The organism is Bacillus sp. z60-11 (genome assembly GCF_046464135.1).
In the GTDB taxonomy this organism is placed as follows: domain Bacteria; phylum Bacillota; class Bacilli; order Bacillales; family Bacillaceae; genus Bacillus; species Bacillus sonorensis_A.
Genome location: NZ_JBIYSN010000005.1, coordinates 103,602 through 119,878 on the forward strand (window position 1 = coordinate 103,602; position 16,277 = coordinate 119,878).

The window sequence follows — 16,277 nt, forward strand, 5'->3', positions numbered from 1 at the left end:
ATCCCTCCCTGATCACTCAAAATAATGATGCTTTTTCAAAAATTCTTCTGCGACGACAGAAGGTTCTTTCAGCTTTCCATCGACTTCATAGTTCAGCTCCTGCATCGTCTCGGTGTCGATCTTCCCGATCAGCTTGCTGATGACACCCTCAAGTTCCGGATGGGCCTTCAGCACTTTTTCCGGGACGACAGGAGAACAGTCGTACGGAGGGAAAAAATGTTTGTCATCCTTTAATATTTTCAGATTATAGGCCTTGATCCGGCCGTCCGTCGAATAGGCGAGGACGATGTCCATCTTGCCGTTCTTGACGGCGTCATAAACGAGACCGATTTGCATTGGAAAGGTTGAACCAAATGCGAAACCGTATGTTTGTTTAAATCCTTGGTATCCGTCGCCTTTTCTTTTCAGCCAGGCGTTATCCACCCCGAGCTTCAGCTTGTCGGCGTCTTTTTTCAAATCGGAAATCGTGTCATAGTGCTCTTTTTCAGCCATTTCTTTCGTGATGGTAAACGCGTACGTATTATCAAATCCGTAGGAATCATACCATTTATAGTTAAATTTCTTTTTAAAATCCTTTTGGACGATTTTAAGCGCTTTTTCCGGATCTTTTTCCGCTTCCCTGCCAAGCGTGCTCGTCAAGTCTGTGCCGGAATAGCGCGTGGCCGAAATGTCGATGTCGCCGCCGAGCATCGCCTGGTGCTGGACATAGTTTGAGCCGAGGTTCTTGACAAGCGCCGTATTTAAATCGGTGTCATGCTCGATCAGCTGGGCGAGCATATTCGCCATAATTTCAGATTCCGTAAAGCTTTGCGATCCGATTTTGATCGTGTTTTTGGAAGCCCCGCCGAGACCGGGCAGGCTGCAGCCGCTTAATAAAAGCGCAAACACCAGCACGAAGGCTGTGACTAATCTTCGTTTTTTCTTCTGCATGAATGCCAACTCCTTATGATACTTCCTTCATCCCTTTCAATCCTTCAGGTGTGACTTTGTCTTCGGTTTTCGAGAGAATGTAATCGATCAGAATCGCCAATATCGTGACAGGCACCGCGCCGGCGATGATATATTCAGGCTGGTACAGGTTGAGCCCGATGAAAATATAGTCGCCGAGGCCGCCGCCGCCGATGAATGAAGCGAGCGTCGCCCAACCGATTAAATAAACGGTTGACGTGCGGATACCCGCCATGATCACCGGAACCGACAGCGGCAGCTCGACAAGGCGGATTTGTTCCCATGCAGTCATACCGATTCCCTTTCCGGACTCCAGCAAGTTTTGGTTGACGCCTTTTACACCTGTATACGTATTTCTTAGAATCGGTAGGACTGAATAGAAAAATAACGCGACAATTGCGGGGATCTTTCCCACGCCGAGCATTGGAATGAAAAATGCCAGTATCGCGAGACTTGGCAACGTCTGAACAATGTTGACAACACCGATGACAACGCCCGCCCCTTTTTTCATTCTCGTCAGCAATACACCGAGCGGAACAGCCACGATGATGCCAAGCAGAACGGCTATGACCGAAATATATAAATGCTCACCTGTTTTATAAAGCATTTCTCCGCCATTCTTCTGCAAAAATTGAATGATTTCATTCATGATTGGTGCCCTCTCCTTCCATTAACTCTGGACAAGATGGTTTTCGTCTCCCCAGATGGAGTCATAGACGATGTCCACAAGGCTTGCCCTTGTTACAATGCCGACAAGGCGTCCCTTTTCATCAAGAACCGGAACATATTTAAACCCTCTTTTTAAAATCTTTCTGACGGTATCCCTGATCATTGTGCCCTTCTGAACAGAGTAGATATCCCGGCTGAGAACATCTCCGACCGTTCCGGCTTTTTTGCGGTTTTGATCAATGATTTCAACATCGATATACCCTTCTAAGACATGGTTATCATCAACGACAAGCAGCGAGTCGACGCGATGCTCCCTCATGATTTGAATCGCTTCTGACAAGGTTTTTTCGCTTGTCACCGTAACCGGGTTGGAGTTCATCACTTGTTCGACATGCTCGACATCAGGGCGCGATTGAAGCAGCCGCTCTTTTCCGATAAATTCCTCGACAAAATCGTCCGCCGGATTGCGCAAAATCTCATCAGGCGTACCGACCTGCACGACTTCACCCGCGCGCAAAATAACGATCCGGTCGGCGAGTTTAATCGCTTCGTCCATATCGTGCGTGACAAAGACGATCGTTTTGTTCAATGATTTCTGCAGCTTCTTAAATTCTTCCTGAAGCGAATCGCGGGTAATCGGATCAAGCGCCCCAAATGGCTCATCCATTAAAATCAGCGGCGGTTCCGCCGCAAGCGCCCGCAGCACGCCGATTCTCTGCTGCTGTCCGCCGCTTAGCTCGTGGGGATAGCGGCTCAAATATTCCGGCCCCATGTCGACGAGCTGGAGCAGCTCTTTTGCCCGTTTTTTTCTTTTTTCTTCCGGCCATTTCAACAGCCTTGGCACGAGCGTGATATTTTGCTGAATCGTCATATGCGGGAAAAGGCCGATCTGCTGAATGACATAGCCGATCTTGCGGCGCAGCTCAACCGGGTCCTGATCCAAAATATTTTCTCCGTCGATGTAAATGCTTCCTGAAGTAGGCTCAATGAGCCGGTTGATCATTTTCATCGTCGTCGTTTTCCCGCAGCCGCTGGGCCCGATAAAAACGATGAATTCCCCTTTTGCGATATCAAGGTTAATGCTGTTGACGGCTTTTTTGCCGCCTTTATAAACCTTGGATACATTTTCTAGCTTTAGCAATCAGCACACCTCCAACTATTATTTAAATATTTCAACATCTCGTTTATTATAGGATACACTTTGTAAAATAAAAAGTTTATAAAGTGTTTAAAATGTATGAATAATGCTTAAAAAAATATGTTTACTTCTTTCAAAAGCCGCTTATTCTTAAGATAGCGGCCGAATCCTTAGTTTTGCTTTCATTTTATTGTTTTCAACCGCTAACCAAATTATGATATATTGACAATAAAATTGGCTGTCCTTGGGGTGATGCGCTTTGGAAGAAAACGTTTTAAAAACGATTAAACAAGCTGAAGAATATTTTATAGAAAAAATTGCCGAAAACATGAATACATATGCTATATCATCAACTGTCGGCCGCGTGCTGGGAATCATCTATATGAACAGAAAGCCGATGACCTTAAATGAACTATCTGATGCAACGGGGATGAGCAAAACGAGAATGAGCCAGGTCGTCCGCGAAATGCTCGATTTGAATATCGCTGAAAAGGTTTTTGAAAAAGGCGTCCGCAAAGACTTATACGATGTTGAACAGGATTATTATCAGACATTTATTTCACTGTTTGCCGCCAACTGGAGCAAGGTCGTCAAAAAAAACCGGATGATCGGAAAAAAGATCAGAAAAGAGCTTTTAGAAGCGCTTGAAGAGGAACACATTTCCCCTGAAACGGAAGAAAAAATCAACGACCTTCTGAAAGAAACAAAACAGTGGCTCGACTACTATCAGTGGCTTGACAACTTGATCGAGTTTTTCGAAAGCGAAGACATTTTCAAATATGTGCCAAAGCCATCATAATCGCCAAAAAGCTGCACAGCCGTGCAGCTTTTCACTTTTCCTCACCCGGCCAATATCGGAAACAACCCTTTCAGCCCCGTCCCGATCATGCCAACGGCCACCACGGCTAAAATCAGTCCCATCAGCCTTGTGATGACATTCATTTCCGTCCGGCCCAGTTTGCTGCTGATCAATGTTGAATAGTGAAACGCTGCAAAGGTCAATAAAAGCACGGCGGCAATGCCGATGATCATTTCGCCGAAATGAAGCAGTGATCGGCTTCCGGCCGAGAGACTCATGACAGTCGCAATCGTTCCCGGTCCTGAAATGATCGGAATGCTCAGCGGTGTCACAGAAATATCCTCCTTTTCCCTGCTTTCCCGATGTTCTTCATGATGGAGCGTCTGAACATGCGATTGTTTGGCATTCAGCAGGTTATAGGCGATTCCGAATATAAAAATCCCGCCTGCCACCCGAAATGCGTGAATGTTAATATCGAATACCTGAAAGATCAGTTCACCGAAAAGCAAAAACCCGATCATAATGAGAAAGGATAATGTGGCAGCCCTTCTCGCTAAAACGGTGCGTTCCTCCGCCTGATATCCTTCCGTAAGGGCAAGAAAGATGGGAACGTTGCCGATCGGATTTGTGACGGCGAACAAGGAAACAAAAACATGAATGATAGAACTAAACATAAGGTCGCTCCTTTCTGAACACAAAATCATCAACAGATATTCTGTTTTTACCTCGGATGATGCTTGCTGAAACTTTTTTAAAGCTATTACATTCCGCTCCATTTTCATTTATAATGAATTTTCAGATAGGACAAAATAACTAGTTTAAAGGAGAATGTATTTAATGACATGTTCAAAATGCGGCCATCAAACAGATGGCGGAAGATTTTGCGAGAACTGCGGTGCAAATCTGTCCGCAGAGAGTGACAGCGCCGGGACTAAAGCGGAGACGGCGCAGACGCAAATGTATGTGGAAGCGGCGAAAAAAGCTTCATCCATGTACTTTTCATTTTGTTTAAGAGCGTTGAAACGCCCGTACAAAGAGATGAAAAACGCCGGAGAACAGCATTTCACTAACAGCATCATCACGATGGTTGTCTTTGCGATTATCGTTCCATTGACATTTTATTTCGGGTTAAAGGGCTTTTTCGATTCTTTAGGGCGCTATTCCGGGATTTGGAGCGGCTCTGACATGATGCCGACGTTTTTTGATATCGTAGTCAAACCCGCTTTTACCTTTGCTATTTATATTTTCTTATTATTTGTTTTTACATACGCAGGTGTGAGAATCCAAGGGGCTCAGGCGCCATTTAAAGAAGTCATGGGACGTTTTGGGGCGCTCTTAGTCCCATTTACAGCGCTTCTCGTTATCGCTTTTCTGTTATCATTGATGAAAACGGCCTTGTTTTTAAGTGTTTTATTGTTCGCGCTTTGCGGCATTGTCTTTTTGATTCCGCCGGCCGTTCTTTACAGCTACCATGAAAAGGCGAAAGGCGCCGTCGATATGATTTATTCAACACTGCTCGTTTATTTGATGACATTGATTGCAGTCCGGGTGATGAGCAATCTGTTTCTCGATTATTTCGCCAATATTGGCGGCTCTATTCTAAACCGGATATTTTAAGAAAAAAAGCCTTTTTTCCACGTGGGGAAAAAAGGCTTTTTACTATTGTATCGAGGTCAATAACACCTCGCCGTCTTCAACAACGGCCTGGTATGTCCAATGGTATGTTTTCACTTGCTCTTTGCCATTTTTGATAATATTGATTTTCTCCTCAGTTTTGATCGTGACAGCAGAACCGTTTTGCTTCCAGCTGGTAACGCTGAAATCAACGACTTCCTCCTGTGTCCCGCTTCCGTTTAATTTTTTCACCAATTCTTTTTGATCATTGTAAAGCGAGCTTCCTTTTTGCAAATTGTCGGCGACCAATGAAAAATCATTCTCATTGATGGCATCCTGCAAACTATACAAATAGCCTTCTATCGCTGACTCGACTTTGCGGTCTGTCAGCTCTTCGCCTGATGAAGTATTTTTGGAAGCCCCTTTTTCAGAAGCCCATGCCGATGTATATTCCTGCGGCTTGTCGTTTTTGATTTCTTTTTTGTTTTCGATGTTTATAAAGCTCGAGGGGTCGGCTTGTTCGACCAGCCACTTGTGTTGGTCGCCGGAATAGACCAGCGTATACGTAAATCCGTTTTCGTTTTCTGCCATATCAGGTGAGCTGTAGTCGTCAAAATAGGCTGATTTGTGCTTTTCAACCCCGTCAATATCGGTTTTCCATTTGCCATCCTCGTTGTACAGCCGGAAAGAATCGAGATCAAATACGGTGGATAGATAAGTGCCTTTGTAATACGTGCCAGAGCTTTTATAACCGGCAATGATCTCTTTCAAATCGCTTTTATACGACGGGGCGGCAACGGTCAGATCGTTGACATTTCCGCTTGCCAAAGCCTTCATCTCTTCTTTCGTATGCTTCACAAGCGTCTTCATCATCTGATCCATAAATGTTTGATCTGAAGCAAGATTGACTTGAATGTCAGAACTGTCAATCGGCGTTTTTGCGCTTTTTAAGGTTCCCCACGGAAATTCCCCTTCAACTTCGGCAGACATTGAACCGTCTGTCAGCACGGGCCCGAAGGATGTTCCTTTAAATGGATCGATGTTCGTTTTTTGCCCATCAATCCAGAGCGTCCCTTTCAGCTTTTCATATCCGTCTTCGAACACCAGCTTCGCCTTGTGACCGTCGACAGCTACATCAACGTTGACATCGCTTTCCAACGCCTCGACCTTTTCTGTCTTTTTCAGCTCGGTCAGATCGTTCTTCAGCTTGGCTTTAACTTCATATACACCCGGAACATACGGCCCGAACTTTCTCTCAAAGTTCTCTTTTTGGGTTGTCATGACCTTTTTGCCGTTTACAAATAGATCCGTATCTTTATAGTTCGTCTTGATCGTTAAATAAACAGGGGCTACATTTAAAACATAGCGGTCATAAATAAAAAAGTGCCTGCCTGATTTTTCGATTGAGACAAGTTGATTGCCGGAATCGCTTTTCAAAGAAGAAATGAGTTCCTTTTCATCATCTGGATTCTCTTTTAAATATGTCAGCAGCGGTTTGACATTTTCTTTTGTGATGGCCAGGTCGACATCTGAAGATTGCAGCAGCTGCGCCGCTTTCTCGGCATCTTCATGGTCGAGCGCATTTTCAAAATCGCTGATTAACTTTTCCTTTGACGTCAGGGCTTCACCCGTTTTATAGCCTGCAAACAGCAGGACACAGCATGCGACAATGGCACCCAGTACGATTATTTTTTTCTTGGACATCTTCGGCTTATGTATGTCTTGGCGTGCGGATTCTTCAGATATAGATGTTCCGCTGCCGTCCGCCTGAAACCCGCAATGTTTGCAAAAACGGGCTTTAGCAGTTAATTCCCTGCCGCATTCTTTACAAAAATTCATGACTTTCCTCCTATTATAAAAACCTCACATAATCATTTTATACTATATTTATCGTAAGGAGGAATTTATTTTTTAGCTGCTGGATCACATTAGAAAAACCAAACAGATGCTCAGAGCTCTGTTTGGTTTTTTCGAATAAGACTATTTTAAAAAGTATTTTTCGATATCATCGAGCAGCAAGTTCGCCGCCAGGACGCCGCCGGCTGTATTCCAGATGGCATCGCTCACCTTATGTACTCGACCTTTTTGATAGACGCTTAAGTTTTTAAAAAGCGGATCATTGACATAATCTTTTTCAATGGCGCTTGCCTTGTCATCGCCTGTCTCATAGGTGTAGTAGAAAAGCACGTCTCCATCCATATCAGGGATCTGCTCTTTCGTTACTTCCATTTGTCCCAAATCATTGGCCTGCTGGCTTTTTGGCCTTTCAAAACCGAGTTCGTCCAAAATCGTTCCCGCAAAAGATGCTTTATGATAGATGCGGGCATCGGCATCTGTAAAGCGGACGAGTGAGATTTTTTGTTTCACTTTGTCGCCGAGCTTGTCATGAATGTCTTTGACCCGCTGATCGAAATCGGCGATGACTTTTTCGCCTTCATCTTTTTTGTTGAGGGCTTCCGCCGCCAGTTCAAAATTGCTTTTCCATTCTCCTGACAATGTTTCAGCAAAGACGGTCGGCGCGATCGCACTTAACTTGTCATACACTTCCTCCTGGCGCACTTTGTTGCCGATAATCAGATCGGGCTTGAGGCTGGCGATTTTCTCAATATTCGGCGCTGTCTCTGTTCCGACATTCTCGACGCCGTCCATTTGATCTTTAATATGGTCGTACCACGGGTCTCCAAGCCATGACTGCACAGCTCCGACAGGCTTGATCCCTAAGGCGAGAACTGCTTCTGTCGCTTCGTTGGTCAATACAACAACCTTTTTCGGTGTACCTTTAATCTTTGTGTTCCCCATTGCATGTTTTACGGTATAAGACCCTTTGCCATCCTTGTCCGCAGACGTATCTGTATTTTGATTTCCGCAAGCGGCCAATAAGAGGACAAGCACAGCAAGCAGCGTCATCCATTTCAGACGTTTCATCGATGATCTCCTTTTCTAAATGATATTCATTATCATTTAGATTATCTGATCCACCCTGCAGTGTCAATATCCATTCCGCAAAAATTTCTTTTAAGTGCCAAGAACGCCCGCATGCACCGTTTCAGACCAACAGGTGGGATTATCCAGTGAAAACCGTCTGATACATAGACGATATTAATCATAATCAAGGGGGTTAAGGAGGTTACAAATTGAAGTACATGAACTTTAAAAACTTGCCGACTCTTTGGAAAATCATGATCTTGATACCGCTCCTCGCTGTGGTTTTATCCGTGATCATGTTGATCAGCTATAAAGAATCGGAAAGACAGCTGAATTCAATGATTTCGAAGCAAATGAATGAATCGCTTGCAAAGACAATCGAGCAAATGGATAAGAGTCTTACCGTACACGAACGGAATCTGACGGGGGTTAAAGCGGCTGCCGAGGCACAGCGCACTCCATTGAGCCGAACGGAATACAAACGTTACTTTGAAAACTTGCTGCCCCTCAATCAACAAACTTTCGGAATCGGCATCTGGTATGAACCATATGCGTACAGCAAAAAAGAAAAGTTTGCCGGACCTTACGTATATAAAGACGGCGATCAGCTTGTATACACGCGGGACTATGAAGAGCCTTCATACGATTATTTCAGCCAGGATTGGTATAAAGAAGCCATTAAAACCGATGACATCATTTGGTCTGCTCCCTATTATGACGACAATCTAAAACAAACATTTATTACCACTGCGCTGTCGTTTAAAAATGCAGATGGAAAAAATACAGGGGTTATTACAAGCGACTATGTTCTGGATTCAGTCCAGCAGCTAGTATCCGGCATCAAGGTTCAAAAGACAGGCTATGCCGTTTTGCTTGATGAAAATGGCACATATTTATCCAATCCTGACAAAGACAAACGGCTCGAGCAGTCGATTTCTTCCGATCTTCTCACGGCGGAGCAATGGAAGGAAACCGCGCAAAAGAAACAAGGAATGATCGTCTCCACTTCAGCCGGGAAAAAATATGAGCTATATTACAACACGCTCCCTAAAACAAATTGGAAGCTCGTTCTTGTCGCTCCCGATGAGGAACTGTACGAATCGCTGTCACAATTGGTTCAGCGGCTGATCCTGCTGAGCTTGGGTGCCATCATCATCATGATTCTCATCATCGTCTTTCTCGGAAGAAGAGTATCGAAAGAAGCCAAGATGATCAACGGTTATTTAAAACATTTATCGACAGGGGATTTGACACATCGCGCAGCAGCTGATACCAACGATGAATTCGGACAAATGGCGGCATACTACAACCAATCAGCAGCAGCCTTGCAAACGATGATGTCTGATGTTGCCGGCGGGGCGGAAACAGTCGCTTCAACTGCCGAAGAGCTGTCCGCAAGCGCCGAAGAAATTCACTCGGCGGTCCATGAAACAGCCAACACGATGCAGGAAGTCGCAAACGACGCAGGTTCGCAAACCAATCTGGCACTTGAGATGTCTTCGACAAGCGATACGCTGCTAGATGAAATCAGCACGATATCGGAAGCGGTCCAGGAGGTCAGCAAAAAATCCGCCCACTCAACCGCTCTGGCAAACAAAGGAAGTGAGACGGTCAAAGAAGTCATACAAGATATTACACATTTGCATGAAAAAATGACGGAAACAGCAGAAAAAATCGAACTGCTTGAACAAAAATCGGCGGATATTAACAAGATGGCCAGCCTGATATCAATCATTTCTGAACAGACCAATCTGCTCGCCTTAAACGCCGCGATTGAAGCGGCACGAGCAGGCGAATCCGGAAAAGGATTTGCCGTCGTCGCAGAGGAAGTGCGGAAGCTGGCGGAAGAAACGAAAAATGCGTCTACAGACATTACAGCGACAATTCAATCGATCCAGGACGAAATCTCTCATTCTGTCGAATCGATGAAGGCAAGCCAGCAAGCAGCCCATACAGGCATCGCCAAAGTCAAACAAACGGGAGAATCCTTTTCAAGCATCCATCAATCGATTCGCGATGTCACCTCCAATATTCAGCTGGTGACGGATGATGTCCAAAAAGCGACGCAAAATACGAAACAAATGCGCGACATCGCCAAACAGGTGCAGGACTACTCGGTCAACACAAACGAGCATATTAACAATTCTTCCGCTCTAACAGAAGAACAGTCATCGATTACGGCGGAAATCGCCAAGGCGTCAGAAGACCTGGCCGTCATGGCGCAGGATTTGCAGGAGAAGATTTCGCAGTTTAAAGTGTAACGATTTGCACCCGCTCTTATTTATATAGGAGAGGGTGTTTTTTTCGAATATCATGTTATCAGCTCACAACTCTGTTTTCTTAGCAGATCTTCCAACCAGGACTTGTTGAATCACTGTATATCCTGATGATTATTTTTTTGAAGTACTCACATCGATTTTTCATTACGAGCCTTTTTTGCTGGCTTACTGAATAATACGAAGACAGTTGCAAATATCAATGAAAACAATGGAGTTATGATAAATGGCAACTTAATACTGTGATTGACAATCGGTGAAAAAATAAATCCGCTAAACCCCACTGCCAAATATGACGTTAAACTAAAAAGGGAGAATGCACTTGTTTGAAGGTGATCTTCAATATTTTTTGCAATTGTTTTTTGCAGAAATATCGTAACGAAACCAAAGGAAAAGCCGAATAATGAAGAGCATAGAACGAATAAGATTGAAATATTCGCAAACCACAATCCTGCCGATCCAAAGAACATCAGTATAAAACAAATAAGCAGATTCATGTGTTCTGAATAAATGTATTCAATTGGAGGGATTTAAATGAAGCCATTTGACCTTATCCATTCTCTATCTTTTAGGATTTGTGATGTTAAGCAGCTGGTCAGTTTCATTTGGAGACATGTTCGGAGTAAATGTTTCAGCAATACTTCAGTTTATTTTAGCGATGTTATTCACACTTATCATAGGAGGCTATACGGGGCTTCCTTTAATTTATATCAAATTCAAAAGATCTGAAACGTTGTTTTTTACGAATCAAAAGGTCTACCTCATCGCTTTAGGATTAGGCGTGCTGCTTTCCTGCACGGCTTACAGCCTTCAGCAAGCGCTCTCTCCCATCGCGATTGCGCTGTTGTCGATCATTGGTTTTTTGATCATTGGCATCAGCGGTTTTCTTCCCGCCTGGTTTCTGAAGCCTGTGAAAAATCTGTGATAACGGGTGGATTCTTCTTTGGTTGAAGGGGTGTTGGAGCCCAAGGTCGAACTTAGTGTTTTTCTGTATGGGATAAAAATCACTTGCCGATGCGTAATCTGACGATTGATTTTTAAAAACAACAATTTGCTTTCGCCATTTACAAATTAATGAAAATTCTTTATGATATAAGGAAGCATGTTGCATATACTAAAAAAACCGAAGTGCTCCAACACTTCGGCTTGTACAAAAAGCCAGCCCATCGAAAGGGCTTGCTCAGATTGATCCAAAAATAGACCACTCCCTATCACTTTCCAGGCTCAAGGGGCGGTCTATTTTTCTTTATTCTTTGACAACACGGCAATCAGCATGCCAAAAGCAATCATTAAAGAGATTGTTTCATATGCTGTCATCTTTATCACCCCCTTTCAGAAGGGGATGAGCAAGACTTCCCTTGAGTGAGCAGAGCTTCTAATACGAGGTAGATTATACCATATCAAGCAGAACATAAAATAAAGAAAAAAACCTTTTTCACTCATGAAATTTAGCTTTTCCGCCGAAAAAACCATGCTTCGGCATCGGCTAAACTCTTGGTCTTTCAGCTCATTTATTGATTGAATTCATTAGCTTGAAGAAGTATTCAGGTTGGTGGGTCTTATTGAGTTGATACCATGAATCCAATGTATCCGATGCAAACACGTCTAATGTTTTCAGTACTTCCCTTGCGAATTCGAGAGGAGCCGCTCCTGATGCAGTAACCAGATTCCCATCAGATACCGCTGGTCCCATCTCATAAAACGGTTCTCCTTTATAATGAGGACAGACCATTTTCATATAGGCCAAGTCATTGCTTGTATGCTTTCTTGAATCCAGATATCCGCTATTCGCCAGTCCCGCAGTTGCACCGCAAATTGCGGCAACCATCGCGCCAAGCTCTAAAGCTTCGCCGGCCTTTTTCAAGATCGGCTGATGAATCTTTTCTCCCCAAGTATTCCCTCCGGGTAAAATGATTAGATCCGTACTCTCAGGCGTCCACTCATCAAGGGAGATATCCGGTTTTATGCGCAGCCCTCCCATCGTCGTCACCATTTCTTTATTCACTCCTATTGTCATGACTTTTAAAGGTGCCGTATCTTTTTTGAAATATCTTCCCGAGTTCAGTTCGGCCATTAAATATCCATATTCCCAATCTGACATGGTATGAAATGCATAAAGATAAACTGTTTTCGACTGCATCCAGTAACACTCCAATCGCAATTGATACAGCCTATTATAATCAAAAACCCTGACAGCTTTTGTCAGGGTAAAGGAAATTCAGCTTGCACACTTAAAAAAAGCTTGGCCGCATCACACGGCCAAGCTCTTTTTTATGCTTACTTGTTCAAGTTGTAGAAAGAGTTAATTCCGTTGTATTGTGCAGTTTCAGCCAGTTGATCTTCGATGCGAAGAAGCTGGTTGTATTTCGCAACACGGTCCGTACGAGACGGAGCACCTGTTTTGATTTGTCCTGCGTTTGTTGCGACAGCGATGTCAGCGATTGTGCTGTCTTCCGTTTCACCTGAGCGGTGAGAGATAACAGCAGTGTAGCCTGCGCGTTTTGCCATTTCGATCGCATCGAATGTTTCAGTCAATGTACCGATTTGGTTTACTTTGATCAGGATGGAGTTGCCAACACCGTTTTTGATACCTTCAGCAAGCTTTTTCGTGTTTGTTACGAAAAGGTCGTCTCCGACAAGCTGAACTTTTGAGCCAAGGCGCTCAGTCAGCAGCTTGTGGCCTTCCCAGTCGTTTTCATCAAGACCGTCTTCGATTGAGATGATTGGGTATTTAGAAACCATTTCTTCGTACCAGTCAACCATTTCAGCAGATGTTTTCACAACGCCTTCGCCGGACAGATGGTATTTGCCGTCTTCTTTGTTGTAGAACTCAGAAGATGCAGCATCCATAGCCAATTTCACTTCTTCGCCAGGTTTGAAGCCGGCTTTTTCGATCGCTTCAACGATTGTTTGCAGCGCCTCTTCGTTAGATCCAAGGTTTGGAGCGAATCCGCCTTCATCACCTACAGCAGTGTTCATTCCTTTAGCAGAAAGAACTGATTTCAGGCTGTGGAAAATTTGCGCGCCCATGCGAAGCGCTTCACGGAAGTTTTCTGCGCCGACAGGCATGATCATGAATTCTTGAATGTCAACGTTGTTATCCGCATGCTCTCCGCCGTTGACGATGTTCATCATCGGTACTGGAAGCGTTTTGGAGTTGAATCCTCCAAGGTATTGGTAAAGCGGAATCTGTAAGAAATCAGCAGCTGCGCGGGCAACGGCCATTGATACACCAAGGATCGCATTGGCGCCGAGCTTGCCTTTGTTTTCAGTTCCGTCAAGTTCGATCAATAGTTTATCGATTGATACTTGTTCAGTCACATCAAAGCCAAGGATTTCCGGGGCGATGATTTCGTTTACGTTGTTAACGGCAGTTAAAACACCTTTTCCAAGGTAGCGATCTTTGTCGCCGTCGCGAAGCTCAACAGCTTCATATTCGCCAGTGGAAGCTCCGCTTGGAACAAGCGCGCGTCCAAAAGCTCCTGATTCAGTATATACTTCAACTTCAACCGTCGGATTACCGCGGGAGTCTAATACTTCACGTGCATAAACATCTACAATGTATGGCATGTTTGTTTCTCTCCTTCAATGCTTATTTTTGAATTAATGACGATCCTGTCATTTCTTTCGGTTTTTCAACGCCCAGCAAGTCTAAAAGAGTTGGCGCCAGATCCCCGAGGATTCCGCCTTCTCTTAATGTCACGCCTTCTTTTGTGACGATGACAGGAACCGGGTTTGTCGTATGGGCGGTGTGCGGCTTGCCTTCTTCGGTAATCAGCACGTCTGCGTTACCGTGATCGGCCGTAATAATCGCGTGGCCGCCTTTTGCAAGAATCGCATCAACGACTTCGCCGAGGCACTCGTCAACTGCTTCGATTGCTTTGACCGTAGGCTCGACTTTTCCTGAATGTCCGACCATGTCAGGGTTGGCAAAGTTGAGGATGATCGCGTTATGATTTTCAGCCTCAATTTCTTTGACAAGCGCATCTTTTACTTCATATGCGCTCATTTCAGGCTTCAAGTCATATGTTGCGACTTTAGGCGAGTCGATTAAGATTCGCTCTTCGCCCGGGAATTTCTCTTCGCGTCCGCCGCTCATAAAGAATGTGACGTGCGGATATTTTTCAGTTTCAGCGATGCGAAGCTGCTTCAGTCCGTTTTGTGACAACACTTCACCGACTGTGTTGTCGAGATTGACCGGTTTGAATGCTACATACCCGTCAACCGTTTCACTGAAATGTGTTAAGCAGACGAAATGAAGGTTTTTCGGATGATTTTCTCCGCGGTCGAAGTCGCGGAAATCATCATTTGTGAACGTGTTGGAAATCTGGATCGCACGGTCAGGTCTGAAATTGTAGAAAATGACCGCATCGTTGTCCTTGATTGTCGCAACAGGCTCGCCGTTTTCTTTTGTGATGACGGAAGGAATGACGAATTCATCGTAAATTCCGTTTTCATAAGAATCTTTCACGACATCGAGCGGATTTTGATATTTCGGTCCTTCTCCGTATGTCATCGCGCGGTACGCTTTTTCAACGCGGTCCCAGCGCTTGTCGCGGTCCATTGAATAGTAGCGGCCCGACAATGTGGCGATTTCGCCGACACCGATTTCTTCGATTTGCTCCTGAAGCTCTTTGATATATTTCTCGGCTGTTTGCGGGCCTACATCGCGGCCGTCAAGGAAGCCGTGAATATAGACGTTTTCAACGCCTTCTTTTTTCGCAAGCTTCAAGAGTGCGTACAAATGGTGAATGTGGCTGTGAACTCCGCCGTCAGACAGCAGTCCGAACAAGTGGAGGTTTGTGCCTTTTTCTTTGGCGTGCTTCATCGCGGCAAGGAATGTTTCGTTCTGTTCGAATTCTCCCTCGCGGATCGCAACGTTCACGCGCGTCAGACTTTGGTAAACGATCCGGCCTGCGCCGATATTCAGATGGCCGACTTCCGAGTTGCCCATCTGGCCGTCTGGAAGACCTACCGCTTCTCCTGAAGCTGTCAGCGTCTGGTGCGGATACTTGTTCCAATAGCGGTCAAAGTTCGGTTTTTTCGCTTGCGCTACGGCGTTTCCGACGGTTTCGTCCCTTAGTCCAAACCCATCTAAAATGATGAGCGCGGCTAACTTGTTACTCATATTGACCTGCCTCCAATAATTGCACGAAAGACTGTGCTTCAAGGCTTGCGCCGCCTACAAGAGCGCCGTCGATATCGGATTCGGCCATGTATTCTTTAATGTTCACAGGTTTTACGCTGCCGCCGTACTGGATGCGGATGCTGTCTGCTGCAGCTTGTCCAAATTCAGCTGACACTGTTTTACGGATGTGTGCGCAAACTTCATTTGCATCTTGGGCTGTTGAAGATTTTCCTGTTCCGATCGCCCAGATTGGCTCATATGCGATGACAGAAGCAGATACCTGCTCAGCTGTCAGACCCGCGAGCGCTTTTTTCACCTGGTCGGCAACAAGATCATTTGTTTTGCCGGCTTCACGTTCTTCAAGCGTTTCACCCACACAGATGATCGGCACAATGCCGTATTTGAACGCGGCATGCGCTTTTTTGTTGACTGACTCGTCTGTTTCGGCAAACATTTCACGGCGCTCAGAGTGGCCGATCACGCAATATTCAACCCCTAGGTCTTTTAAAGCGAGAGGGCTGATTTCACCTGTGAAAGCACCGCTTTCTTCAAAATGCATGTTCTGCGCGCCGACTTTAAGGTCAGTGCCTTTTACGGCTGAAGTCAGCTTTTCAAGGAACAGCGCAGGTGCACAGACAACAGCTTCCGCTTTATCCGCTGCAGGGATGGAAGATTTCACTTCTTCTACAAAGCTTACAGCTTCTGAAAGCACTTTGTTCATCTTCCAGTTGCCGGCTATAATTGGTTTTCTCATGTGCTCCACTCCTTATGCTGTGTTTT

15 protein-coding genes and 2 pseudogenes are annotated in these 16,277 nt (G+C 44.9%); 5 read left to right on the forward strand and 12 right to left on the reverse strand.

Features of this window, described 5'->3' with window-relative positions; all coding sequences use genetic code 11:
• Positions 1 to 12: 12 nt before the first annotated feature.
• From opuCC to ACINLD_RS15190, 3 genes are read right to left on the reverse strand one after another with little or no spacing between them, the layout of a single operon-like run.
• Complete coding sequence (opuCC, locus tag ACINLD_RS15180; protein WP_026588807.1) at positions 13 to 930, reverse strand: osmoprotectant ABC transporter substrate-binding lipoprotein OpuCC; 918 nt, start codon at positions 928 to 930, stop codon at positions 13 to 15.
• A 13-nt stretch (positions 931 to 943) separates the two neighbouring features.
• Positions 944 to 1,597, reverse strand: a complete 654-nt coding sequence (locus ACINLD_RS15185; RefSeq protein WP_077736126.1) for an ABC transporter permease — start codon at positions 1,595 to 1,597, stop codon at positions 944 to 946.
• Between the two features lie 21 nt (positions 1,598 to 1,618).
• Positions 1,619 to 2,758 (reverse strand): betaine/proline/choline family ABC transporter ATP-binding protein, encoded by a 1,140-nt coding sequence (locus ACINLD_RS15190; RefSeq protein WP_026588809.1) that lies wholly within the window; start codon positions 2,756 to 2,758, stop codon positions 1,619 to 1,621.
• A gap of 256 nt (positions 2,759 to 3,014) precedes the next feature.
• On the opposite strand from ACINLD_RS15190, the gene ACINLD_RS15195 reads away from it, so the two are divergent.
• Positions 3,015 to 3,554 carry a GbsR/MarR family transcriptional regulator gene (locus ACINLD_RS15195; RefSeq protein WP_026588810.1) on the forward strand — a complete coding sequence of 180 codons (540 nt, stop codon included), beginning with the start codon at positions 3,015 to 3,017 and terminating at the stop codon, positions 3,552 to 3,554.
• 41 nt (positions 3,555 to 3,595) lie between these two features.
• Here ACINLD_RS15195 and ACINLD_RS15200 read toward each other — a convergent pair whose 3' ends face one another.
• Positions 3,596 to 4,258: a MarC family protein gene (locus tag ACINLD_RS15200; protein WP_256860318.1), complete on the reverse strand. Its 663-nt coding sequence runs from the start codon at positions 4,256 to 4,258 to the stop codon at positions 3,596 to 3,598.
• A 133-nt stretch (positions 4,259 to 4,391) separates the two neighbouring features.
• Between ACINLD_RS15200 and ACINLD_RS15205 the strand changes: the two genes are divergently transcribed.
• Complete coding sequence (locus ACINLD_RS15205; protein WP_077736125.1) at positions 4,392 to 5,171, forward strand: zinc ribbon domain-containing protein; 780 nt, start codon at positions 4,392 to 4,394, stop codon at positions 5,169 to 5,171.
• A gap of 42 nt (positions 5,172 to 5,213) precedes the next feature.
• Here the strand turns inward: ACINLD_RS15205 and ACINLD_RS15210 are convergent, their stop codons facing one another.
• Positions 5,214 to 7,007 (reverse strand): zinc ribbon domain-containing protein, encoded by a 1,794-nt coding sequence (locus tag ACINLD_RS15210; RefSeq protein ID WP_077736124.1) that lies wholly within the window; start codon positions 7,005 to 7,007, stop codon positions 5,214 to 5,216.
• A 141-nt stretch (positions 7,008 to 7,148) separates the two neighbouring features.
• Positions 7,149 to 8,093, reverse strand: coding sequence for an ABC transporter substrate-binding protein (locus tag ACINLD_RS15215; RefSeq protein WP_077736123.1), 945 nt, complete (start codon positions 8,091 to 8,093; stop codon positions 7,149 to 7,151).
• Between the two features lie 386 nt (positions 8,094 to 8,479).
• On the opposite strand from ACINLD_RS15215, the pseudogene ACINLD_RS15220 reads away from it, so the two are divergent.
• Together ACINLD_RS15220 and ACINLD_RS15225 are read left to right on the forward strand one after the other, a co-directional pair.
• Positions 8,480 to 9,412, forward strand: a pseudogene (locus tag ACINLD_RS15220) (cache domain-containing protein); the annotation flags it as partial.
• 306 nt (positions 9,413 to 9,718) lie between these two features.
• A pseudogene (locus tag ACINLD_RS15225) lies at positions 9,719 to 10,354 on the forward strand (methyl-accepting chemotaxis protein); the annotation flags it as partial.
• 146 nt (positions 10,355 to 10,500) lie between these two features.
• Here the strand turns inward: ACINLD_RS15225 and ACINLD_RS15230 are convergent.
• Entirely contained in the window at positions 10,501 to 10,866 is a 366-nt protein-coding gene (locus ACINLD_RS15230) for an MFS transporter (protein ID WP_142246081.1), read from the reverse strand.
• A gap of 83 nt (positions 10,867 to 10,949) precedes the next feature.
• Here ACINLD_RS15230 and ACINLD_RS15235 point away from each other — a divergent pair, with 83 nt between their 5' ends.
• Positions 10,950 to 11,294 carry a hypothetical protein gene (locus tag ACINLD_RS15235; protein ID WP_077736156.1) on the forward strand — a complete coding sequence of 115 codons (345 nt, stop codon included), beginning with the start codon at positions 10,950 to 10,952 and terminating at the stop codon, positions 11,292 to 11,294.
• 311 nt (positions 11,295 to 11,605) lie between these two features.
• Here the strand turns inward: ACINLD_RS15235 and ACINLD_RS15240 are convergent, their stop codons facing one another.
• From ACINLD_RS15240 to tpiA, 5 genes are all read right to left on the reverse strand, one after another.
• On the reverse strand, positions 11,606 to 11,686 hold the full coding sequence (locus tag ACINLD_RS15240; protein ID WP_256860326.1) for a putative holin-like toxin: 81 nt from the start codon (positions 11,684 to 11,686) through the stop codon (positions 11,606 to 11,608).
• A 190-nt stretch (positions 11,687 to 11,876) separates the two neighbouring features.
• Positions 11,877 to 12,509 carry a type 1 glutamine amidotransferase family protein gene (locus ACINLD_RS15245; RefSeq protein WP_026588817.1) on the reverse strand — a complete coding sequence of 211 codons (633 nt, stop codon included), beginning with the start codon at positions 12,507 to 12,509 and terminating at the stop codon, positions 11,877 to 11,879.
• Positions 12,510 to 12,646: 137 nt separating this feature from the next.
• On the reverse strand, positions 12,647 to 13,939 hold the full coding sequence (gene eno, locus ACINLD_RS15250) for a phosphopyruvate hydratase (RefSeq protein WP_026588818.1): 1,293 nt from the start codon (positions 13,937 to 13,939) through the stop codon (positions 12,647 to 12,649).
• A 22-nt stretch (positions 13,940 to 13,961) separates the two neighbouring features.
• On the reverse strand, positions 13,962 to 15,497 hold the full coding sequence (gpmI, locus tag ACINLD_RS15255; protein WP_026588819.1) for a 2,3-bisphosphoglycerate-independent phosphoglycerate mutase: 1,536 nt from the start codon (positions 15,495 to 15,497) through the stop codon (positions 13,962 to 13,964).
• On the reverse strand, positions 15,490 to 16,251 hold the full coding sequence (gene tpiA / locus ACINLD_RS15260) for a triose-phosphate isomerase (protein ID WP_026588820.1): 762 nt from the start codon (positions 16,249 to 16,251) through the stop codon (positions 15,490 to 15,492). Before tpiA ends, gpmI begins: the two co-directional genes overlap by 8 nt.
• Positions 16,252 to 16,277: the final 26 nt, after the last annotated feature.